This is a genomic window from Bacillus sp. AFS098217, assembly GCF_002551815.1.
Classification (GTDB): Bacteria; Bacillota; Bacilli; order Bacillales; family Bacillaceae_G; genus Bacillus_A.
Window position 1 is genome coordinate 40,730 of sequence record NZ_NVPR01000061.1, and the last position, 23,123, is coordinate 63,852.

At 33.0% G+C, this 23,123-nt stretch carries 26 protein-coding genes and 1 pseudogene; 22 read left to right on the forward strand and 5 right to left on the reverse strand.

Annotated features, from left to right (window positions below; translation table 11 throughout):
- Positions 1–103 precede the first annotated feature (103 nt).
- The 3 genes from COO03_RS16965 (at position 104) to COO03_RS16975 (ending at position 1,991) form a co-directional block, all read left to right on the forward strand.
- Positions 104–1,189, forward strand: a complete 1,086-nt coding sequence (locus tag COO03_RS16965; protein WP_097898282.1) for a tetratricopeptide repeat protein — start codon at positions 104–106, stop codon at positions 1,187–1,189.
- Positions 1,186–1,335 (forward strand): Phr family secreted Rap phosphatase inhibitor, encoded by a 150-nt coding sequence (locus tag COO03_RS16970; protein ID WP_097898283.1) that lies wholly within the window; start codon positions 1,186–1,188, stop codon positions 1,333–1,335. The genes COO03_RS16965 and COO03_RS16970 overlap by 4 nt, the downstream gene beginning before the upstream one ends.
- Before the next feature lie 272 nt (positions 1,336–1,607).
- Entirely contained in the window at positions 1,608–1,991 is a 384-nt protein-coding gene (locus COO03_RS16975) for a VOC family protein (protein WP_097898284.1), read from the forward strand.
- A 513-nt stretch (positions 1,992–2,504) separates the two neighbouring features.
- On the opposite strand, the gene COO03_RS27130 is transcribed toward COO03_RS16975, so the two are convergent.
- The gene (locus COO03_RS27130; protein WP_170958117.1) at positions 2,505–2,669 is read right to left on the reverse strand and encodes a hypothetical protein; all 165 of its coding nucleotides are present in this window, start codon (positions 2,667–2,669) and stop codon (positions 2,505–2,507) included.
- Between the two features lie 85 nt (positions 2,670–2,754).
- Here COO03_RS27130 and COO03_RS16980 point away from each other — a divergent pair, with 85 nt between their 5' ends.
- Positions 2,755–3,135: a hypothetical protein gene (locus COO03_RS16980; protein ID WP_097898285.1), complete on the forward strand. Its 381-nt coding sequence runs from the start codon at positions 2,755–2,757 to the stop codon at positions 3,133–3,135.
- Between the two features lie 80 nt (positions 3,136–3,215).
- Here COO03_RS16980 and COO03_RS16985 read toward each other — a convergent pair whose 3' ends face one another.
- The 3 genes and pseudogenes from COO03_RS16985 to COO03_RS28170 all read right to left on the reverse strand — a co-directional run.
- Complete coding sequence (locus tag COO03_RS16985) at positions 3,216–3,575, reverse strand: cytoplasmic protein (RefSeq protein WP_097898286.1); 360 nt, start codon at positions 3,573–3,575, stop codon at positions 3,216–3,218.
- 677 nt (positions 3,576–4,252) lie between these two features.
- Entirely contained in the window at positions 4,253–4,411 is a 159-nt protein-coding gene (locus COO03_RS27135) for a hypothetical protein (RefSeq protein ID WP_170958116.1), read from the reverse strand.
- A 96-nt stretch (positions 4,412–4,507) separates the two neighbouring features.
- Positions 4,508–4,720: pseudogene (locus tag COO03_RS28170) on the reverse strand (APC family permease); the annotation flags it as partial.
- On the opposite strand from COO03_RS28170, the gene COO03_RS16995 reads away from it, so the two are divergent.
- The 13 genes from COO03_RS16995 to COO03_RS17055 all read left to right on the forward strand — a co-directional run bounded on the left by COO03_RS16995 (position 4,713) and on the right by COO03_RS17055 (position 15,826).
- Positions 4,713–5,123, forward strand: coding sequence for a LysR family transcriptional regulator substrate-binding protein (locus tag COO03_RS16995; RefSeq protein ID WP_373605258.1), 411 nt, complete (start codon positions 4,713–4,715; stop codon positions 5,121–5,123). The pseudogene COO03_RS28170 and the gene COO03_RS16995 overlap by 8 nt on opposite strands.
- 60 nt (positions 5,124–5,183) lie before the next feature.
- Positions 5,184–7,301 (forward strand): DNA helicase RecQ, encoded by a 2,118-nt coding sequence (gene recQ, locus COO03_RS17000; RefSeq protein WP_097898287.1) that lies wholly within the window; start codon positions 5,184–5,186, stop codon positions 7,299–7,301.
- A gap of 24 nt (positions 7,302–7,325) precedes the next feature.
- Positions 7,326–7,712: a gamma-glutamylcyclotransferase family protein gene (locus COO03_RS17005; RefSeq protein ID WP_097898288.1), complete on the forward strand. Its 387-nt coding sequence runs from the start codon at positions 7,326–7,328 to the stop codon at positions 7,710–7,712.
- Positions 7,713–7,937: 225 nt separating this feature from the next.
- The gene (locus tag COO03_RS17010; protein WP_097898289.1) at positions 7,938–8,681 is read left to right on the forward strand and encodes a class I SAM-dependent methyltransferase; all 744 of its coding nucleotides are present in this window, start codon (positions 7,938–7,940) and stop codon (positions 8,679–8,681) included.
- A gap of 73 nt (positions 8,682–8,754) precedes the next feature.
- Entirely contained in the window at positions 8,755–9,132 is a 378-nt protein-coding gene (locus tag COO03_RS17015; protein ID WP_097898290.1) for a gamma-glutamylcyclotransferase family protein, read from the forward strand.
- Between the two features lie 363 nt (positions 9,133–9,495).
- On the forward strand, positions 9,496–9,783 hold the full coding sequence (locus COO03_RS17020) for a hypothetical protein (RefSeq protein ID WP_097898291.1): 288 nt from the start codon (positions 9,496–9,498) through the stop codon (positions 9,781–9,783).
- A gap of 92 nt (positions 9,784–9,875) precedes the next feature.
- On the forward strand, positions 9,876–10,862 hold the full coding sequence (locus COO03_RS17025) for an LLM class flavin-dependent oxidoreductase (protein ID WP_097898292.1): 987 nt from the start codon (positions 9,876–9,878) through the stop codon (positions 10,860–10,862).
- A gap of 338 nt (positions 10,863–11,200) precedes the next feature.
- Positions 11,201–13,297 carry a HelD family protein gene (locus tag COO03_RS17030; RefSeq protein ID WP_097898293.1) on the forward strand — a complete coding sequence of 699 codons (2,097 nt, stop codon included), beginning with the start codon at positions 11,201–11,203 and terminating at the stop codon, positions 13,295–13,297.
- Positions 13,298–13,385: 88 nt separating this feature from the next.
- Positions 13,386–13,718: a DUF952 domain-containing protein gene (locus COO03_RS17035; protein WP_097898324.1), complete on the forward strand. Its 333-nt coding sequence runs from the start codon at positions 13,386–13,388 to the stop codon at positions 13,716–13,718.
- Positions 13,719–13,794: 76 nt separating this feature from the next.
- A complete protein-coding gene (locus tag COO03_RS17040; RefSeq protein ID WP_230322461.1) occupies positions 13,795–14,211 on the forward strand; it encodes a GNAT family N-acetyltransferase in 417 nt (138 codons plus the stop codon).
- A 49-nt stretch (positions 14,212–14,260) separates the two neighbouring features.
- On the forward strand, positions 14,261–14,662 hold the full coding sequence (locus COO03_RS17045) for a GNAT family N-acetyltransferase (RefSeq protein ID WP_097898294.1): 402 nt from the start codon (positions 14,261–14,263) through the stop codon (positions 14,660–14,662).
- A 25-nt stretch (positions 14,663–14,687) separates the two neighbouring features.
- Positions 14,688–15,041, forward strand: coding sequence for an MmcQ/YjbR family DNA-binding protein (locus COO03_RS17050; protein WP_097898295.1), 354 nt, complete (start codon positions 14,688–14,690; stop codon positions 15,039–15,041).
- Between the two features lie 167 nt (positions 15,042–15,208).
- Positions 15,209–15,826 (forward strand): DUF4241 domain-containing protein, encoded by a 618-nt coding sequence (locus COO03_RS17055; RefSeq protein WP_097898296.1) that lies wholly within the window; start codon positions 15,209–15,211, stop codon positions 15,824–15,826.
- A 268-nt stretch (positions 15,827–16,094) separates the two neighbouring features.
- Here the strand turns inward: COO03_RS17055 and COO03_RS17060 are convergent, their stop codons facing one another.
- Positions 16,095–17,741, reverse strand: a complete 1,647-nt coding sequence (locus COO03_RS17060) for an ABC transporter substrate-binding protein (protein ID WP_097898297.1) — start codon at positions 17,739–17,741, stop codon at positions 16,095–16,097.
- 102 nt (positions 17,742–17,843) lie between these two features.
- Between COO03_RS17060 and COO03_RS17065 the strand changes: the two genes are divergently transcribed.
- The 5 genes from COO03_RS17065 (at position 17,844) to COO03_RS17085 (ending at position 23,116) form a co-directional block, all read left to right on the forward strand.
- Positions 17,844–19,097 (forward strand): MDR family MFS transporter, encoded by a 1,254-nt coding sequence (locus COO03_RS17065; RefSeq protein ID WP_097898298.1) that lies wholly within the window; start codon positions 17,844–17,846, stop codon positions 19,095–19,097.
- A gap of 202 nt (positions 19,098–19,299) precedes the next feature.
- Entirely contained in the window at positions 19,300–19,872 is a 573-nt protein-coding gene (locus COO03_RS17070; protein ID WP_097898299.1) for a histidine phosphatase family protein, read from the forward strand.
- Positions 19,873–20,043: 171 nt separating this feature from the next.
- The gene (locus COO03_RS17075) at positions 20,044–20,685 is read left to right on the forward strand and encodes an HAD-IA family hydrolase (RefSeq protein WP_097898300.1); all 642 of its coding nucleotides are present in this window, start codon (positions 20,044–20,046) and stop codon (positions 20,683–20,685) included.
- Positions 20,686–20,769: 84 nt separating this feature from the next.
- Positions 20,770–21,669, forward strand: a complete 900-nt coding sequence (locus COO03_RS17080; RefSeq protein WP_097898301.1) for a phosphotransferase enzyme family protein — start codon at positions 20,770–20,772, stop codon at positions 21,667–21,669.
- A 544-nt stretch (positions 21,670–22,213) separates the two neighbouring features.
- The gene (locus COO03_RS17085; RefSeq protein WP_097898302.1) at positions 22,214–23,116 is read left to right on the forward strand and encodes a hypothetical protein; all 903 of its coding nucleotides are present in this window, start codon (positions 22,214–22,216) and stop codon (positions 23,114–23,116) included.
- Positions 23,117–23,123 lie beyond the last annotated feature (7 nt).

A 23,123-nucleotide genomic window follows, 5' to 3' on the forward strand; every position in this document is an offset into this window, starting at 1 on the left:
ACCTGATAATTATTTCTCAATAAATAGTATCCAAGTAATTATGCTCTTTAATAGGGTTATTTGTGGTAATATTTAGATAATATTCTTGGGAAGGGGGATTTACATGGAGATAAGGACTGTCGTTAATAAGGAGTATGAGTTATTAAAAGAATGGTATCATGAAATGCTTTCTCAACATTTAGATAAAGCAGCTGTCCTAAAAAAGGAAGCCGATAATATATTTAACAATGCTAAAGAAAATACAGATTCTTTTATTTATTACTCCTTGTTAAATTTCAGATATCGGATGTTAAACGGTGATTTTGAAAAAGAGTTTGAAGCATTTGATTACATAAAAGATATGCCAGATTGTTTATTAAAGTATTATTATCATTTTTTCAAATTTATCTATGACACAGAAGTTGGAAACTATAATAATGCAGAGTACCATTGTGAACTTGCAGGCAATCTACTAAATATGATACCAAATGAAGCAGAAAAAGCAGAGTATTATTACCGTGTTGCGCTATACCATTATTATTTATCACAACCTACTTTGGCGATCAATTACGCTACAAAAGCTCTGGATTACTTTTCTAGTCATGAAGATTACGAAATAAAAGTTGGAGCATGCAAAAACACATTAGGTATGGCTTGTGTTACTTTGGAGCAATTTGACATGGCAGAAGAATATTTGATTTCCGCTCTAAATATGTTCCAACAACTTAATGAGCATCCATTAGCTTTAAAGGTTCGTAGTAATTTAGGTGTATTTTATGCTGAACAAAACCTTTCTGATTTAGCTATACGCCATTTGACAGAAGTTTTTAAAGGTTGTCAGCATACAAAAGAGCATTATCAAAGAAGAGTAACGTTCCTATTAGCTCGTGAACACATTAAGTTAAACGAAAATAAAGATGCCACTTTTTATATAGCTGAAGGTTTAAAGGTTTGTAATCGAGAATATAAGTATCATTTAAACATTCTGAAAAGCATAAATAACAATGAACCTATTGAAAAACTAGAAGAAGTTGTGACTGAAGCACTTTCTTATTTTAAAGAACAAGACTTATGGAAGGATGTACAAATTTATACAGAATTATTAGCAGTTAAATGGTACAATATGGGTGTGAAAGATAAAGCATGTGATTATTATCATTTGAGCCATGAAGCTAGAACGTTATTAAAAGAAAAGGGGCGTTTAAAATGAAAAAAATTAAAATTGCATTATTAGGTGTAATCAGCGTTGCAGTATTATCATTTAGTTTAAATAGTCCTATTGTCAAAAAGAATGCAGCACCTACATTAAAACAAGAGATTACTGTATTTTATTCGGAACATGGTACGGGAATCTAATAGATGAATGCATTTACCCTCACAAGTTTTTGCATCATTACAGAACTATGTTGTAGCGGGATATATAAAATAAAAAGACAAGATGTTAACGCATCCTGTCTTTTTATTTCGTCGTTTTCGTAAAGCTTGTTGTTTTGGAATAGGATTAACTGATTTATCAGTTAAATAACATATAATGGAATTAGTGTGTTCTTTAACCAAGTTTAGTTGAAGAAGGAATATACACACCCAGTATAGAAATAATCCCGAAATTTTTAAGAGGAGAAGACAAAATGAAGAATCTATTAATAGGGTCACACTGTATTTTTCCAACACCAGATATAATAAAAACTGCAAATTTTTATGAACAAAAGATGGGTTTTAAAGCTGTCCAGTATATGGATGTCAATGAACCGCACATTTGTTTATATCGGGATACAACGGAAATTATCTTAACTAAGTCTAACAGGCAAAAAGTAATTCCCAATAGGGACTTATATGGATATGGTTATGACGCTTACTTTATCACAATAAATCAAGAAGAACTTCAAAAAGAGTTTATAAAGTCGAATGTAAAAATTGTCCGTTCATTAGATAAAACAGATTACAATAATAAAGAATTTGTAATTGAAGATATAGATGGAAGATGGATAGGATTTGGGATTAAAGTCGTTTAGATGGAAGAAGTAAGTTTGCGAAAGATTGTACTTATACAACCGGTTACGTTGGTTTAAGAAGGGATTATCAAACTGGTGATCTTTTTATACTTTCCTTAAGATTTCAACTGTTGTTTTATTGAATTTTTGGCACGCTAAAATAAGATTAAACATTTTTTCTAGTTCGAAGGTGACGCACCGACAGAGGAAGTATTGAACTTTACAGAAGCTAATAATCCCCACCTTACCACCGGGCTCTTGCCCGTCACGCGCTTGAAGATGGGGATTTCTTTCGGAAATATGTTAAATTTAACCTGATAGACCATGAGAAACGACAGAATTCCCAATTCAAAGGGGAAACGATAAAATAAGTACTAAATATATAGGGGAGGGATGGCAGTCAAATTATAATGGTCTGAACGATTCCTTCGGTCAATGTTTATACAACAGAACGCTAATGTAAAGTTGCAATCAGAACGGCGGATATACAAAAGCCGCTCAATACGTATTATCGACTATGGAAAGGAAATGGGCCTATTGTGACGGTGGCGTGTTTAACAAACGGAAATATGTTTTATAAGCCGCAACTGCTGAAATAATACCACCAATTAAAAACAGAGCTGAACCCCCAAGTAGGAATAGTCGACCGACATATGTTTCGCGGGCTTCTTCGATTTGTTCTTGTGGTCCTGTATTCATGTGTCTCCCCCCCAGATAAAAGGTATTTTTTATAGTATATACAAATGCCTAAAAATTGTTAAAAATAAAGAAGGAGAATAATTGGATGCGCTATAAGAATGAGATTAATAAAGTATTATGTATGCTTGAACGATTAGAAACGAATGAAGTGGAAATTTTAGATATTACGGAAGAAATGTTGCCGATCTATATATTCTCCAGAGATGAGTTTGAAGAAGGACAATTAGGGTATAGTATAGGGCCTAATAATGAATCTTTCGTTGGAAACGAAGAAGGAGATTGGAAAGAAAGTTGGTTTGTTATTGGATATGAAGAGTTAATGGGAGATCCATTCTTTGTTGATGTAAAGGATGTTAATTTTCCAGTGTATACAGCTGAGCATGGCATGGGAGAGTGGGAGCCGCTTTTACATAGTGATTCGTTAGAAGAATTTTTAGCTGAACTAACATATCGAGATAAAGACTAATAATTAGTCTATGAAAAACAGGGGGCTGTTGGAATCCCCCTTGATTGTAAAGAGAACCTTCAATTAGAACATGAGAAATGTTATTTGTAATTTATTACTTGCTCCATAAGTCTTCTTATCTCTTTAACCGGTGGTTTTTTATCGTATATATCAATATATGAAAAATTGTAATTTAAATTTCTAACAAGACCTTTTCCTACTTTTGAACTTAGGAAAGGGAATACTTGTCCAGTGTAGTCTTCGAGAGATTTACAGTAGTATTTTTCATCCAAATAAATACTATACTTACATGTTAGCTCTACTAGTGGGTTACCTGCAGAATCATATACATCTTTAGATTCAAGAATGTCTATTAGTGTAAATCTATCATTAAGATAAACTTTTTTCTTTTTTTCAAGCTTATTAGAAAGAATAAAAGCGAGACCTATGGCGTTAATCAATATTTTTCCTCCCAAAAATAATAAACAAAGATATTAATAAAATATATTGTTATATGTTAAATGTAAAGTAGGAGACAGGATTTTAAGAAGAATAAAAAGGAAGGGGATTAATTTGGAAAAAATTATACTGCCAACATCATCAATTAAATAATTTCCAGTTGATAGGTAAAACAATCTATTAGATAAATTGAAATAAGCTAGTATAGTAAATGAATCCCCCACAAGGGAAGAAGCGGAGATTCATAAAGCATAGTCGAGTGTATTAGACTTAACCAAGTAATCTTAACATGAATGTGTTAGGAAGAACCTTGGTAAATACGCCCAAATAAAAAGGTAAGGTTACAAGAATGATTTGAAAAAAGTCAAAGAGACCTACTTCCCGCGGGCAGGTCTCTTTAACTAGATAATGTTGATGAGCAGTAACCCATCTGGAGTACTTTTATCGTAACAAATGAAATGGATTTTGTATATTGAGAAAAAATTAAGCCGTTATCAATTGTTACTTCATATATCTTGAATTTTTATGCTTTCACTGAATTTTGATATTTGATCGAGTTAAAAATAAGGAAATAAAAAAGACCTGCATGTAAAAAGCAGGTCGTAATAAGGGGTTCTTAATTAAATGTTAACAATTGCGATGAATGAAGTCCATAGGTTGCGGGTTGAGAAACTTTGTATTAACGTTTTGTTTCTTTGAAAAAGATGCTAAAAAATTTTCTGTATGAAAATAAAGGCCGGTATTTATAAATAGATTCATATTTCCACGCATCAAGATTAGAAATTTTGAGTTGTTTATTTGAATCGTTAAAACCAATTGGATTATTGTTACGTTTCATAAATAAACCTCCCTCAATCAATTTACAGTTGGTGCTTATATCTCATGAAAATGTATAATCTGTGTGATAAATAGCTTAATGAGATTCTTTTTTTCATTATTTTATTGAAATTTCCTTTTTATAAATGTTTGGTTTATTTTTTAAGCACTGTAATCCATAGGAAGCAACTAGTACTCCAATACTTATTAAAATCCAAATGGAAGAGAAAGAGAGAATCATAAGGAAACAAGCGATTAAACTTAAAGAAAGCACCTTGTTAAATAGACCGGGTAATAATTTATATGCTGCAAAAATTCCGCAAATGACGTTTGTTTTTCCGAAAGATTACATTGTTACACAAACAGATTCGCAGGATGTCCAATTTTCTCAAGAAGAGACCTTTTTGTACACAGAACGTGGATGCAGTTACCGAGCATTTTTTGAGCATTATTTACAGAGACAAGGGATCCAGCATGAAAGTACATTTGAATTTTGGAGCATTGAGGCGATAAAGCAATGTGTAATGTGCGGATTAGGAATTTCTTTATTGCCGGTGATTACGATTAGACAAGAGCAGAAAGACAAGAAACTACAGGCTGTTATTTCAAATGAAGCAAAGTTTGCGCCACAACTTGCGTATCATAAAAATAAATGGATTTCTCCAGCTTTATATGAATTTTTAACAGTTATACGTATGCATGCAGAGAAGTGGAGAGAAGTACAAGTACAATGATTTTCAAGTGATGATATAATATTAATAGATGAAAGACTAAGAAAAGCAGGTGAATCTTTTTTGTTTACAAAAGCACAAGAACTTTTAGCTTCCTATTTTGGCTACTCGTCATTCCGCCGAGGGCAAGATGAAACAATTAAAAATGCACTGGATGGAAAAGATACAGTTTGTATTATGCCAACAGGCGGTGGTAAATCAATTTGTTATCAAATTCCAGCATTAGTATTTGAGGGGACGACATTAGTTATCTCACCTTTGATTTCACTTATGAAGGATCAAGTAGATACACTAGTACAAAACGGGATTTCAGCTACATATATTAATAGTTCTATTTCTATTGCAGAAGCAAATCAACGAATTCAATTAGCGAAACAAGGGCACTATAAGCTACTTTATGTTGCACCAGAGCGCCTTGATTCAATGGAATTTGTCGATCAACTTATCGACATGAAAATCCCAATGATCGCCATTGATGAAGCGCACTGTATTTCACAGTGGGGACATGATTTTCGTCCAAGCTATTTACACATACATCGTATTTTAGATTATCTTCCGGAAAAACCACTTGTGCTTGCGTTAACTGCAACAGCGACGCCGCAAGTACGGGAAGATATTTGTCGTACATTAGAAATTGATCCGGCGAACACAGTTATGACAACCTTTGAACGGGAAAATTTATCATTTTCAGTGATTAAAGGACAAGACCGAAATGCATATTTAGCAGACTATATTCGTCAAAATAAAAAGGAATCTGGAATTATTTATGCAGCGACAAGAAAAGTTGTCGATCAGTTATATGAAGATTTAAATAAAGCAGGGGTTTCGGTTGCACGTTATCATGCTGGCATGAACGATCATGATCGAAATGAGCAGCAAGAGTGTTTTTTACGTGATGAAGTGAGCGTGATGGTAGCGACATCTGCATTTGGTATGGGTATTGATAAATCCAATATACGGTACGTAATTCATTATCAACTTCCAAAAAACATGGAAAGTTATTATCAAGAAGCAGGGCGTGCTGGTCGTGACGGACTAGATAGTGAATGTATTTTGCTATATTCTTCCCAAGATGTACAAGTGCAGCGCTTTTTAATTGATCAATCTACTGGAGAATCACGTTTCTCAAATGAACTAGAAAAGCTGCAGCACATGACAGATTATTGCCATACGGAACAATGTTTACAATCTTTTATTTTGCAATACTTTGGAGAAGAACCGAAAGAAGATTGTGGGCGCTGCGGGAATTGTACAGATGAACGTGAAAGTATTGATGTTACAAGAGAATCACAAATGGTTTTATCGTGTATGATTCGAACAAACCAGCGATTTGGAAAGCAAATGATTGCGCAAGTGTTGACGGGATCGAAAAATAAAAAGGTGATTGAATTTAATTTTCATACGTTACCAACATACGGTCTTTTATCGAAGCGCAGTGTCAAAGAGGTAAGTGAGTTTATTGAGTTTTTAATTTCAGATGAATTGATAGCTGTAGAACATGGTACGTATCCAACGTTAAAAGTAACAGCAAAAGGAAAAGAAGTATTACTTGGAAATGAAAAGGTATTACGTAAAGAAAGAGTGGAAACAAGACAAATTGTCCAAGATCATCCTCTGTTTGAAGTGTTGCGTGAAGTGCGGAAAGAAATCGCACAAGGAGAAGGCGTACCGCCATTTGTTATTTTCTCTGATCAAACCTTAAAAGATATGTGTGCAAAAATGCCGCAAAGTGATGCAGAACTCTTGCAAGTAAAAGGGATTGGGGAACATAAACTTGCGAAGTACGGTTCTCACTTTTTACAAGCAGTCATTGATTTTATTGAAGAAAACCCAGATTACGCTGAAACAATTAAAACAGAAGTTGTTACTGAGCGTAAAAAATCTGGGAAGGCATCAACAAATTCTCACCTAGATACGTATGAACTCTATAAACAAGGCGCAGAACTAAGTATGATTGCAAAAGAAAGAGGCCTATCACGTCAAACGGTGGAAAATCATTTAATTCGCTGTTATGAAGAAGGCATGGAAGTAGATTGGCCAAGCTTTGTTCCAGCAAAATATGAATCTCTTATTGAATCTGCAGTGCAACATGCAGAAGGTGGATTAAAGTCTATTAAGGAACAACTTCCAGATGAAGTGAGTTACTTTATGATTCGTGCTTATTTACAAATAAGAAAATAGAGAATGATGAAGGGGATAGGGAACATGCATTATGTTTTTGTTTATGGCACATTAAGAAAACAACAAGCAAATGCTCATTACTTATATGGAACAACTTGCATAGCTGACGAAGCATGGACTCATGGGAAACTCTTTGATACAAATGAAGGTTATCCGGCAATGATTTGTACAAAGGAAGAAAAGGTATATGGAGAAATTTATGCAGTAAGCGATAGAGTTTTACAAAAGTTAGATGATTTAGAAGAATATACAGGTAATGCGGAAACAGATTTATATGAACGGATTATACAAACCGTTTACTTTGCTAATAGAGAAATAAATGCATATGTGTATATTGCTCAGGATAAAGAGATGTTACGGAGACCTATCATTTCTGGTAATTGGGCGGAGTACCGAATAGAGAAAAAATAAGAGATGTATTAAGAATATATGTAATGTACAACCCAGATAGTGGATCCTAAAAAATTCTTCTATCTGGGATTTTTTATTAAAAATTTCCAATCGGTAGTTTTAAAATTCTAACTATTGTGATAATATAAAGATGATAGGTTATTAATAAGGGGGGATTTTTAGTGGGGATTAGGAACTTAGTTTCTTACCTGTAGTAGAAAAAACTATTACAGGAGGAAAGTTATAATGAAAGAATTATGGGTGAAGGAATTTTACAAAAAACAATTTGAATTATTAAATTACGATATAAATACGGAAAACTGGCTTCATCATGTTGCTAAAGATGTTCAAGAACAAGTTGGTTATCCAATGCAGACGATGCTGGAACTTGGTGCAGGGAATGGTGGATTTGCAAGAGCTATGTCTAAGTTAAATGTGAAGATGACGACAGTAGAGCTTGTACCAGAATTAGTTGCATTTGCAAGGGAGCACTCAAGTAAAGATATTACGATTCATTGTGGTGATTTCTATCAAATTGATATTCCAGAAAAGTTTGATGTTGTAAGCTACCTAGATGGTTTTGGTGTAGGAACAGATGAAGAGCAATTGTATTTACTAAAGCGTATTCAAAGCTGGATGAAAGACGATGCATGTGCACTTATTGATATTTATCAACCACTTTATTGGAAAAAAGTAAGTGGGAAAGAAATGCAATTAGGTTCAGCTATGCGAAAGTACGAATACGATAATTCAAATGAAAGAATGTTAGATCATTGGTGGGATCCTGCTTATCCAAATGGTATTGTCACGCAGTCGTTACGCTGTTATACAGTAGAAGAAATTAGTAATCTATGTGATAAAGCAAATTTAAGCATTGTAGGAATTTTCCCAGGTGGCGCATTTGATTTTGAAAAGTGGCAATTTAAAGAGAGAGCATTTTTAAATGAATGCTTGTCTTATCGTATAAAAGTGAAAAAAGGCAGGGATTAGTCCCTGCCTTTTTATATTTCGGGAAATTATTACTTAAAATATTGACTTTATAAATGTTAAGGGGATAGGGAACATGCACTATGTTTTTGTTTATGGCACATTAAGAAAACAACAAACAAATGCTCATTACCTATATGGAACAACATGTATCGCGTTAGAAGCATGGACTTATGGGAAGTTATTTGATACAAATGAAGGCTATCCAGCAATGATTCTTTCGAGTGATAATAAGGTATATGGAGAAGTATATGAAGTAAGTGATGAGATTTTAAAAAAGTTAGATGAACTTGAAGAGTATACAGGTAATCCTGAAAAAGATTTATATGACCGGATTACACAGACCATCTATTTTGGGGATAGAAATATAAGTGCATATGTTTATATTGCGCAAAATGACGGGATGTTACAGAGACTAATAATTACTGGTGATTGGACGAGTTATCGAAATTGAATCGATAAGGGAAGTAAGGAATTGTTTCTTATAGTACAAATAGTAATTACATTTTAATTGATAACCCGAATAGTGGATAATTTGAAAAAAGTTCATTATTTGGGTTTTAGTTAATCTATACAGAATTAGTCTTATTTATATCAAAAACGCCATCCTTTTTGTATATTTCTACAAAAAGAATAGCGTTTTTTTCATTATATGGATACAAATTACTATTATCTTGATAATAGTAATTGTGCGAGAATCCATTATGTTAAACCAATAATATAATGACACAATTGACAAAACATGCAATGTTGTTATAATGGTACATTGTTATATAGGTAACGTAATATCATTTTTTAACGAGAAGGATGTAAAATTATGAAACAACATAATAAACAAATAAATGGAAAAGATCAAAAAATTAAAGTTGAACGTGTACAAACTGGAATTAGGATGGAAAAAAGAATGGTAAAAGTTTTGAAAGCGATGGCAGAGTATCATGATATTTCACTAGGTGTTCTTCTTGAAAGAATAGTTCTTCATTCTTTTGAAAACAAACCTGTGTTTAGCGAGGAAAGTCTTGAAAAAGTTAAAGCTATAAAAGAAGTTTACGGTATGGATTATGGTCTAGAAATAAGTCGTCAGTGGAACGATTCGGAAAACTAGAATGATTATTTTCAAATACAGTACCATCTAGATTTTCTGTAAGAAATCCGTGAAGTAAAGAAACTAAATAAAATTATTAGGAGCGATATTAAATGAATTTCAGTACATTAACAATATTTGATAATTACCCCAATCAATTATCCCGAACTCCTAGACAATTCTATAATGAGGTATTGGAGCAAGCCGTTCGGGCTGAAGAAATGAATTTTGATGGGGTATGGTTTGCAGAACATCATTTCTCAGATTTTGGTATTAATCCCTCTCCAGCAGTTCTGCTCGCTGCGGTATCTCAAAGGACGAATAGAATTCGTCTTGGTGTGGGTGTTTCAGTACTTCCATTACACAACCCTATACGAGTTGCTGAGGATTATGCGATGGTTGATCTTTTATCAAACGGAAGATTAAATTTTGGGTTAGGTAGTGGATATGCACAGAAGGAATTTGATGGTTATAATATTTCATTAGAGGACAGAACTGAGCGTTTTAACGAGTCTCTAGAAGTGTTACGTAAGGCGTGGTCAGGTAAGCCTTTTTCCCATCAAGGAAAGTTTTTTCAATACAATGATCTTAAACTTAGTGTCCAGCCAATACAAGCCCCGTTTCCGCCTCACTGGATTGCAACCTCTAGTGAAAAAGGTGTTAGTCATGTTGCTAGTATGGGAAACAAATTCATGGGGCTTGGGTTTAGTAAATCACGAGATGAATTAGCAAAGCTGATTGATACTTACAAGAATACGTATCTAAAGTCAGGATACGGTAATCCAGAAGAGTTGGAAATCCCTGTTGCATTTCATGTTCATGTTGGTGAAACATATGCAGATGCTGAATCCAATGTAAAAGATCCTTATCAACTATTTATGAATACTCCGCGTGGGACGAATATCTCATATGAAGACCTTAAACATAAATTTGATCCCGTAATAGGAAGTCCTAATGAAGTTATTAAACAAATTCAGTCCTACAGGGAAATAGGTGTTACGAATTTTATGGCAGTAATGAATTTTGGTGGATTAGAACATCATAAAGTACTTTCATCTTTAGACTTATTTGGTAAGTATGTAATTTCTGCATGTAAGTGAAAAATTGATAGGACCAATTACACTTCAAAAGAGATGGTTTTATTTACCTGTACTAGGTATTAATGGATTGATAAGTGGATTTAGCATATAAATTTCATATTTGATGGTGATGGGATTTTATTTATGCCTTTATCTATTTTATCAATGAACATTTCTGTACGAATGTTTATCGTATAAAAGAGAAAAATCAAATAATGAATAGTGAAAAAAGGCGGGATTATTTCTTGTATTCTTATATTTTAGAAAATTCTCACTCAAACTATTGACTTTATAAACGTATTTTTTATAGAATTATATCTCGACTGAAATTTTCGAACGGACAGGAGGGAATCATCACAATGAGTAATATATTTGAAGAAGAATTACAGCGGATGAAAGATACTTTATCTACAATGGATGAGCAATTAGAGAAACTGGAAAAAATCCCTGTTTATTATGGAGAGGATTTTAAAGAACAAATCCTTGAAAGTATGAGGGAATCAAGTCGGCAAAACTTACGTATTGGTGTGCAAGAACCATACTTTGGACGATTAGATTTTCAGGAAGATGGACAGTTAGAACCAAATCCAATTTATATTGGTAAAGTAGGTGTTTCAGATGAAGATACGATGAAACCGATTGTTATTGATTGGCGTGCACCTGTTGCTAGTATGTTTTATTCATTTACTGGTGGTGAAGAACCGGCTTTTTATCACTCACCAGATGGATTAGTAGAAGGCGATGTTTATTTAAAACGAAACATTTCAATTCGCAAAAGAGAACTAGAACGTGTTGTTGATACATATGTAAAAGGAAGTGAAGATGTATCGCTTGCAGATGATTTTCTCCTATATCGACTAGGTGAAAACAAGGATAACAAATTAAAGGATATCGTTTCGACGATACAATCTGAGCAAAATGACATTATTCGTGCAGAAAAAAACTTACCATTATTAATCCAAGGGGTTGCAGGAAGCGGAAAAACAACAATCGCTTTACATCGCCTTGCTTTTTTAATTTATGAATATCGTGAACAGCTAGAAGCGGAGAGAATGATTGTATTTGCTCCAAATAGTTTGTTTTTAGATTATATTTCTAGTGTACTTCCTGAACTTGGTGTAGGAAATATTAGGCAAACAACATTTCAAGATTGGGCGCTGCGTACATTAGATGGTGCGGTGAAATTGAAACATACAGAAGAAAAGTTGAAAGAAGCTTTTTCAATTAATCGTGATGATAACAAGGTTATGCTCGGTAAATTAAAAGGGACGATGAAGTTTAAGTCATTTATTGAAGAGAGTATGATTCAATTTGAAAAGGATTTAGTACCAACAAAAGATTTTGAGGCATGGGATAGAGCTGTTATTCCAGTGGAAGAAATTAAAAAATGGATGCAAGTTGAATATAAGCATTATCCATTAAAGAAGCGAAGAGAACGATTAGTGGGCCGTATAAAACGCTGGATTGAGATTGAACTCAAAAAGGTCGGAGAAACGAATGAGAAAAAGGCATTGAAAAAAGAAGCGACAAAGAGATTGAATGCTTATATGAAATTTTGGCCTAAAATGAGTCCATTGTCACTTTACGGTTCAATGATGAAGCAAAAAGAAATATTGGACGTATTACCTGAAGAACTTGTTCAAGAAACAGAAAAGAACTGCCGTAAAAAAGAAGTATATGTAGAAGATTTACCGTCTCTTATTTATATTCATCATAAAATAACAGGAATTGAAATTGGACAAAAATTTCATCATGTTGTGATTGATGAAGCGCAAGACTTTTCACCATTCCAAGTTTATATATTAAAAGAAATTACACTAGGTAACTCTTTTACCATATTAGGTGATTTATCTCAAGCGATATATGATTATCAAGGGATTGAAGACTGGAATGACTTTAAAGAAGTATTTCAAGAAACAGGTTATTATGAACTGACGAGAAGTTATCGTTCTACAAAAGAAATTATCGAGTTTGCAAATGAAGTCATTAAAAATGCTGATATTCCAGTAGGGCTCGCAACTCCTGTTTTTCGTAGCGGTGAGAAAGTAAAGGTTATTTCTACAGATGATCAATTTGCAGCAATTGTTAAGACGCTACAAAAGATGCAGAATGAAAATGTGAAGACGATTGCTGTAATAGGAAGAACAGAAGATGAGTGCCGTAACATATATAAGAAGTTAACAGCTGCAGGAATCACTGTTAATGTCATCGAAGCAAACCAAAGTAAATATGAGGGCGGTATTTCAGTTGTACCTGTCTATTTAGCGAAAGGCTTAGAATTTGATGCGGTACTTCTTATAGATGTGGATGAAATACACTATAAGGATACAAAGCATGATGCAAAATTATTATACGTTGGATGTACGAGATCTCTCCATGATTTATGGATTTTTTATTCTGGAGAAGCATCACCTTTAATTCAAGGAATACAAAACGAATTTTATGTGAGTAAATAACAAATGATTGAAGAGGATTTTCAAGTGATACACAGGAAAATCCTCTTGTTTTTCTATAAAAAAAGAAAAGGAGAGAAAGAAAATGACTATAATGACAAAGGTAATGAAAAAAAGCGAATGGGAAGTAGGAAAAGCAAAAGGAGAAATAACCGAAGCATCACTTAAGCAAGAAGGGTTTATTCACTGTTCTTTTTTGGAACAATCTCTAAAAGTTGCAGAAACACATTTTAGCAATGAATCAGAGTTAGTTTTACTTATCATTGATCCGGCATTAGTTGAGGCAGAAATAAAATATGAGCTTGCTTCTAATGGGCAAAAATACCCACACATATACGGGGCGTTACATACTGCTGCTGTAGTAAATGTTGTTCCATTTTATAAAGAGAACGGAAATTTTATGTTACCCAAAGTAGTTTTGTAGGACTAAAAAAGGAATTCATGAGTTTATTGTCGAATTTTGGAAAGTGATAAGACAAAATTGAAAAGAGGAATGTCTGTTGAAACTGATACAACAAACTAACTCAAAAGATAGTGAATACATTAGGAATAAAGTAATCCAGTACAATATGTCTGTTCTACCAAAGGAAGCAAGACAACCACTAGAACATGTAAACTTTCTAGTAAAAGATGATGCTGGAAAAATATTAGGTGGCATAACAGGAACGATATATTTTTATCACCTTCACATTGATTTTTTATGGGTGGACGAGTCAGTACGTCATGAGGGATATGGTAGTCAACTGCTAAATAAAATCGAGGAATTTGCAAAAGAAAAACAATGCAGACTCATATTGCTTGATTCATTTAGTTTTCAAGCGCCTGAATTTTATAAAAAGCATGGATACAGGGAGTTTGGAGTAGTCGAAGATCATCCTAAAGGATATAGCCAACACTTTTTAGAGAAACGTTTATAAGTATAATATAATTATGTTATGTAAATTAAATGTTAGGAGATAAATAAAAATGTACGATTATAAATTTCATCATGAGCAATCCGTCTCTGTAAACCAAGTGAAGCTACTTTACAATTCTGTTGGTTGGTGGCCGGAACGAAAAGAAGAAGATATTTCTAAAATGTTAGAGAATAGTATAGCAATTGGCGTATGGAAAGAGGATCAGTTAATAGGGTTTGCTAGAGCAGTTACTGATGGCGTTTTTCGAGCGTATATTGAAGATGTTGTCGTACATGATCGTGTAAGAAATAAGGGCATTGGTGAGAAAATGATGACAATGTTACTTGATGAGCTTGCCCATATCGATATTGTGAGTCTATTTTGTGAAGAAAAATTAATAAAATTCTATGGAAAACAACAATTCAAAGCAACGAAGCAAATAGTGATGCATCGTAATCAGCTTACAAGATAAGAGAATACGAGAGGTGAAAGGATCTATGGAAGCGACACGTACATACTGTCTATCAAAAAAAAAAGCAACGGAAGATTCTCCAGATGGATGGAATGCAACATGTATGAGAATTCATAATAAAATATTTGCGATTGTAAATCATGAAAAAGGAGAGGAAGCAGCGATTACATTGAAATGTGATCCAGATGTTGCGCTAAGAGTAAGGGAAGACTATCCAGGAACAATTATCCCTGGTTATCATATGAATAAAAAGCATTGGAATACAGTTTATATACATAGAGAATTAGGGCAAGAAGAAATTAATAAAATGATAGATTGGTCTTATGATTTAGTTTTACAATCTTTTTCGAAAAAGAAGCAGAAAGAAATTTTGGAGTAGAGATAATTACTGGGTTTTCCCACTATTTTGGGGCAGGGATACCCAATCTCAAAATTCAAGTGGACAACGAAGTTAAGTGGGCGAGATGAAGGAAATCCGTACTAATTAACATTTCTCTTTATGAACAATCTTTTTAATAATAAGAAAATGAAAGGGAGAGAAAGATTATGTCAAAGCTATTACGTGAATTATCTAAACTAAATAGTGAGGTTCTACGTTCTGAAGCATTGGACAAGTTGAAAGTTACATTAGGTAAAATGATTGCTTGTGATCCCATCATTTTTAATAAAAATCCTTTCGAACAAACAATCCAGCCAGGTACATATCCAATCGTCGCTTGGTGGCATAAGAAAGATGGAATAATTGCTGGTGCTGAATTGAAATTATCGGAATCAAAAGTAATAGAATGGAAGATGGCAACAAAACCAGGACAACATGTCAGTGAACTGGAAGAAGGATATATTTTTGGTTACCCAGTCGATACAGGATTAGGATGCTTTGCGGATGTTGAAGCGATTGATAAGCTCGAGGAAATAGAAAGTAGATTACAACGAGAGCTAGGGGAAGAGTTTATTAGTTTGTATGATGATCTTATAGATGACGTACTAACAGAACATGATGATGATTGGGGAAATTGTGTGGTGTGTGAGGAGACAGGAAGTAATATCATTATGTTCCGTTCAGGTTATGGAGATGGATTTTATCCTTCCTATTGGGGAGTCGATGAAGATGGAAAAATCGTTTCACTTGTTACTGATTTTCAAGTGTTGCATGAGGAAGATTGAGGACAAAATTAATTATGATATAGAAAGAGTTAATACTTTCTTCTTTTACATGGTGTGAAATAAAAATAGCCTTCAAAATGAATACGTTTTGGAGGCTGTTTCTATATTAATCATTCTTTATTATCTCTTTAGCATTTGTATCTTTTTATTTATGCTCACGAATAATAAAGTCATTTCTGTAGTGCTTAAAAAAATGACTGGAACATTTGAATTAAGTTTATAATTTAGAGTTGGGGTCTCGCAGCATTGCCATCAAACTAAGAAATTTTTAAATTAAAGGTTTTACCCAAAGTTGAGAAAAATCCACATATCCAAAATATTTCATCTTAATATTCATTAAATCTGATGAAAAAGGAATCTGACGTTTCTCATAGTATAAAGGAATCATAATAGAGGATTCTATCAGTTCTTTTTCAAGATTTTTATTTAATGAAGCCCACTCATCAAAAGGTGTATGTTTGTATTTAGCAAGGTGTTTTTTTAATGTTTTATTTGTTTTTACAATCTTAGCCAACGGTGAATATCTAGCTGTTAGAAAATAATAAAATGATATGTCTTGATTCATCTCAAATACTTCACCATGAATAAAGAGATCAACTTGTTCATTAAGTTTTTCATCTCTAAGATAGTTTTCGAAAGGAACCCATTTAACCAGAAAAGGTATATTTTCTTTCTCCAAGACATTCATTAACCATTTTGTTGTTTTTTCTGTATACTGAGTAGCTTTTATAATAAGTGGTTCTTTAAATATGGGACGTTTTCTTTTTTTGATATCGATTTGATGATCTATGTCTTTTAAGCAACTCTTAGTATTTGGGGTTTTTTGAGAATCATATTCGTGAATATGATTCATATTGTTAGCAATAATATAATGTAAGTAATTACGAACATCTCTTCGTTGAATTGATGAATTACGCCAAGCATTCATAATTATAACACCGAAACCCGAATTCCTTTCTACTTGAAATGTAGAATTGCTTTCATGATGCTTGGAAGATTGATAAATATTATCAAATTCTAGAGGAACCTGAATGAATTCTACTGTATCTAGCAAAGGTCTTTCCTGAAAATGATCATTAAATGCTATCAATGATGTCTTTTCCTGGTTATTCTCTCCTATATAAAAACCACCGGTTCCTACAATTAGACCGTTATTTTCTTTATAAATGCTTGTATTTATCATACATAACATTTGTAAACAATAGCTACAACCATCTGGATAATGTATGTCAATAACGAATGGTGATACACTATCTATTCTTTCTACGGGTGCCCATAAGTCTTTATAATATTTATGACTACGTAGTTTTGAGAGACATAGTTTCACGTCAGCCGCTGTTAAGATGGATCCATCATGAAAGTTGATGGACTTTTTTAAATATAGTCTAAGCTTAGATTGAGTTAAATCCCAACTGTGAGCTATTTCAGGAAATATGTTCCCCTTTTCATCCATATAAACAAGTCGATTGAAAACGTTCGCGACAATATGTGCACTATGTACATCGGAAGCCTCGAGCGGATGTGTTGTTAAAAAGGACTTTCTTCTAGGAATAATTAATTTATCATCCGAATTATGTATATAGCCAAATTTTGAGTGGAATTTAGTCATCAAGCGTAGTTTACTGTTTGGAGACCAATTATATAGTAAATATTTACTGCTTTTTTCAACAGGCTGTTGATCCATAATTTCCATTACTTGTGATTCATAGATCTGTTCTATATTTTTAATCCATTGAAGAGAGGAGGTATTTCCTCTGCCTTTTCCAGAAGTGAAAATCAGCCAACCCTCATTCATCCATTTATGTAAGTAGCGTACTGTTTGCTTTGTACTTAAATTTAAAAAATCTGCTAGGTCTTTTATTTTTATATTTCCTGAAGAAAATGATTGCCATAAGTTCAATAAATTTTTATCCATTTTCCTATCTCCTTCTATAAGTGGACATGTTTTTCTGAATATGTCCATTTTTAGTTTGATAAGTCTAGTTTAATATAACATTAGATAAAAGGAGGAGATACTATGAATTGGAAAGACTTTGAGCAAAATATAAAAGTACGCTTAACTACATCATTTTTTAATCGTGCTGTTACATCAGCAGTAATGCCTTTCATGGCATTGTTTTTTGCTCAAGAAATAAACAAAGTATGGGCCGGATTATTTTTAATCTTAACGGTTATTTTAAGTTTTTTTTCAAGTTTAATTGGAGGTTACATTTCAGATCGCTTTCAACGGAAGAAAATCTTATTGTTAACTTCTTTTACTAGTACTTTAATGTTTTTATTCATGACCTTAAGCTTATATCCTACAGATAAGATGATTTGGTTATTTGCAATCGCTTATGTAGGTTTTATAATATCTAGCAGTCTTGGTCGCCCCTCCATGCACGCTATCATCATAGACTCAACTACACCAGAAAATCGAAAAGCTGTTTATACAATTGACTATTGGCTTATGAATCTTTCTATGGCCATTGGTGCAGCATTAGGTGGATTTTTATACATGAATCACCAAAAAGAGTTGTTTATATTACTAACTTTTGTTTCTGCTACATTACCGATTGCTTATAAAATTTGGCTAGTTACAGAAGTGAAAGATTGCTTAGAAAAAAAGCATGAAAATATAGTATTTGATTTAATTCAAAACTATAAAGTTGCTATTCAAGATAGAGCATTTTTAAGGGTTGTAATAGGGTCTACCTGTATATTTGCAGCAGAGTTCTCTTTAAACAGTTATATTGGTATACGACTTTCTGAAACATTCGATCCAATAAAGATTGGGAACTTTGAAATAGTAGGAGTAAGGATGCTAAGTATTCTTAATATACAAAATATGCTTTTAGTAGTATGTTTAACGTTTATTGTAAATAAATTTACAGATCGTTTAAGTGGAAAAAAAGCATTACTTTTAGGCCTGGGGCTCTATGGTGTAGGCTATGTGACAGTAACATCTGCAAACACTTGGTACGTACTGATTATTTTTAATTTTATTGCTACTGTTGGTGAACTTGTCTACTCTCCGGTCAGAAATGCAGAACAAGCTAATATGATTCCGGCTGATAAAAGAGGATCGTATTCAGCCTTTGCAGGTCTATCAGATATTGGTGCGGATCTGATTGCAAGAATGACTATTATTGTTGGTGCATTCTTGATCCCTACGATGATGTCCGTTTACATTGGTATCATTGTAATAATTGGTATATTCCTCTTATACACTGGGCTGTTTGTTAGAAAGGATATTCAGTCTAAAGAAATATTGAATAAAATGTCATCATAGTATACTACTTTAATAGTTGTAAAAGAAAGAAAGTTTAATATGGACAAAGAGGACAAAAGATGGAGAAAAATCACTTGATATTTAAATATTTTGAAAATTCATGTTCAAGATTAACTATTTTAAGATGAAATGGATATTTATGTCGAGATAGAAAAAGGATTTATTTGGAATAACAAGTTTCTAAAAATCATGGAGGGATATTATGAGAACTTTCATTTATATGGTGAGACATGGCGAATCGCCAAAAACAGAAGGAAATGAAAGAACAAGAGGGTTAACTGAAAAAGGGAAATTAGATACTTATCGAATAACTGATATATTACAAGAAGAGAGAATTGATGTTTTTGTTTCGAGCCCATACAACCGATCCATTCTAACGATTCAGGAGTTTGCTAAACATTTAGGACAAGAGGTTTTAGTATTTGAAGATCTAAAAGAGAGAATGTTTTCTGCAGAAGACAAGCGAATAATTGATGAGGAATTATTACCTTTGTTAAAGAAGTCATTTTCTGATCCAAACTTTGCTTTAACGGGGGGAGAGTCTAATGCAGTTTGTCAGGACCGAGCTGTAAAAGTGTTAAAAGAATTATTAAAGACATATCGAGGACAGAAAGTAGTATTAGGCACTCATGGAGCTGTTATGACTTTGATGATGGGGTATTATGACAATCAGTATGATTTAGATTTTCTACTACATACATCAAAACCAGATATATACCGAATGGAATTCAATGGTCAGGAATTGGTGGAGGTTAAGAGGTTGTGGAAAAATTAACAGAGGTATTTATTTTCCTTGCTATCTAAAATCGTGGTTTGAAAACCTATTGTAAATAGATATATATCCGTAGAATATATGGAGCAGCTGAAAGAAATGAAAAAATTAGAATAAAGGAGACTATCTGAAAGATAAAAAAGCACACTTCTTAAGATAAAAGGTGGAGATTTAATGCAACAAGCAGTTATTTTTGATATGGACGGAACTTTATTTCAGACGAATTTGATTTTAGAACCAGCACTTGTGGAGACATTTGATGTATTAAGAGCTGAGGGGCTATGGGACGAAGAAACTCCAATTGAAAAATATCGAGAAATTATGGGTGTACCATTACAAGTCGTGTGGGAGACCCTTTGTCCCAATCATTCACTTCAGGTTCGTGAAAAGAGTAATGACACTTTTCACGAAAAATTAATAGAGTTGATTAAATTGAATAGGGGTGCCTTATATCCTTATACGGTAGAAGTACTTGAAAGACTTAGCCAAAAGTACAATTTATACATAGCAAGTAATGGACAAGTTGAGTACTTACAAGCAATTGTTGATACATATGAGCTGAATAGATTTATCAAGAAGGTTTATAGCATCCAATCAATCTCATCAGGTCATAAATCTGATTTAGTAAAAAATGTTGTAGAAGAAAATGACATTGTAAAAGGCACTGTTGTCGGGGATCGTTTATCGGATATTAATGCTGCGAAAGATAATGGATTAAAGGCTATTGGTGTCAATTTTGATTTCGCACAAGTAATGGAATTGGAAAAAGCAGATAAAGTTATTGATAACTTAAAAGAATTAACCGCATTATTGTAAAATTTGTATATAACAGGTGTAGTTACTATGCTACTGTTTAAATAAAAGTGTTCTTGTAAATTGAGAGTTAAAGGGGAAAACAGGATGCAAGAAAATCGTGTTAGGTTGAATGGAGGATTTAATAACGACGTTTTTTACATCAAAGAGAAAGAAAGGGTAGTTAGAATTTCTGAAAAGGATAAAACAAAGGAGATGGTTTTACAAGAAATAGAGTGGATGAATTTTTTATATGAAAAAGGTGTACTTGTACCTAAGCCAGTAATTCCTTTAGAGTGTGAGGAAGAACGGGTTAAAACATATTTTGAATTTATTAAGGGCGATCAAATTGATGTTACAAATAAATCCCACTGGAATGAAAAAACTTTTAAAAAACTTGGTGAAAATTTAGGAAGAATGCATGCATTATCCAAAAAATTTAAATTACAAACAATACAACGTCCTGAATGGAAAGCTGAAAATCCTGATGTCTTTAATATTAGAAAAAAGTTAGACCCATGGATTAGGAAGAAATATGAAAAGTTGGTACACAGTCTAACTTCATATATTATTACTCCTGATACTTTCGGACTTATTCATAATGACTATCATCAAGGAAACTTAATTATTAATGAGGACGGTCATATAACTACAATTGACTTTGATGACTGCTCATTTAATTGGTATGCACAAGATATTGCAGTAGCTTTCTATCATGCTTATTGGCAACATAGCTCCTTCAATGGAAATACACATTCTTTTTGTGATATATTTATGAGAAATTTTTTTGCAGGATATAAAACAGAAAATACGCTTCATAAGGATATAATTATACAAATTCCTATTTTCTTAAAAATAAGAGAGATTTATTTGTATCAATTATTCATACAAAAATGGGATATGAATCATTTAGAAGAATGGCAAGAACATACCTTACATAGCTTAGAAGAAAAAATCAGGAATCAAGTACCATATGCAGGTATTCATGATTTTTCTATTTTTTTGTAGGATGTCTCGACATGTACATTACATGTTGTTAATGCACTAACGGGTGTTTTTCTTGAATAAGCGAAGAGTATTATTCATTCCTCTAAGTTTATTAAAAATCAAATAATCCCAACTTTTTATCTAGAAAGTTGGGATTATGTTCGTAAAAGGATGTGTCTTTTTTTCTCAAAGCACTACACTCTTCTATAAAAATCGATAAGTTCATATTAAAAACGCTATTCTTATTGTATATGTCTACAAAAGAATAGCGTTTTTTTGTTTTATGGATACAATTTCCCTTTAGCCTAATGGTTATGAATAAACTTCTAGTCCCTTCTCGTACATGTGCTTCTAAAATAAATTGTCTTACTAGGGCGTACATCATTTTTTGAAGTATCGATTAACCTTGCTTATATTTCTGAAATCATTAAACCCGTGTCAGGACTATATATAAATTGATTGAAAAATCAATCTCCTGTTGCTATGATTACTAGGAATATCCATTTTTAGGAAGGGAATAAAGAAGTATATTAGGTTAAAAAATAGGGTTTGGAGAGGAATATACATGTATATAGTCAAAAATAATAGGATTACAAATGATACGTTGCAGCAGTGGGATGAGAAATTTGTTCCAAATACCGATTGTTTCTATTTTAGAGAAAGTCCTCCGTACTTATCTGTTCAAGAAAGAGGGAAAGTTCCACTAACGTTAGATTCACTAACTTCCTTTTTGAGCTGGAATGTAGTGTCGGAAGCAAAATATATTGCAGTTGTTTCGAATGAAGAATTCGAAAATTTAGATTGTAAAGTAAGGAAGCAAATATTGCTGGAGCAAGTACAAGTAAACAGGGGTTTCATTTTTACATTAACTGAATTAGAGCAATTATATGGTGAGAGCTTACGACATTTACTTGAACCATACATACTTAATGAGAAAGAGAATATTATCCTTCAAGGGTTTATATGGCATAAGCTTCCCAGACGACTTCGAGATAAGCTATTAACTCATATTGCAGAATGGTTTACGGATCATGAATCATTATCTAAAGAATATGAATCCTTTTATAAAGATTATCCGTACATTTCTCAATATTTTAATACTTTTGTAGGGACGAATGGTCCGAATTGTTTAGGAGCTGCAGCAGCTAGTATTCAGCAAACGGCATTAGATGCAGAATACTATTTGAATAGGTGGGTACTCCCGGAAGAATTTTATCAAGTACTAAAGAAACATAAATATAAAAGAAGGGGTACCGCTGATATATATAAAGGAAATATTCTAGTGTGGGAATTGAACAATCAAGCTGTTCATGCATGCTATATGTTAAGTGATGAGATAGCGTTTAATAAAAATGGGCAAACGATGTTTAATCCTTATCAATGTCAAAAGCGAGATGATGTACTAGAAACGTGGAATCATGTTTTAACTGATGGAGGGGAGCTTCATGTTTATGAAAAATGTGTGTAATAAGAGG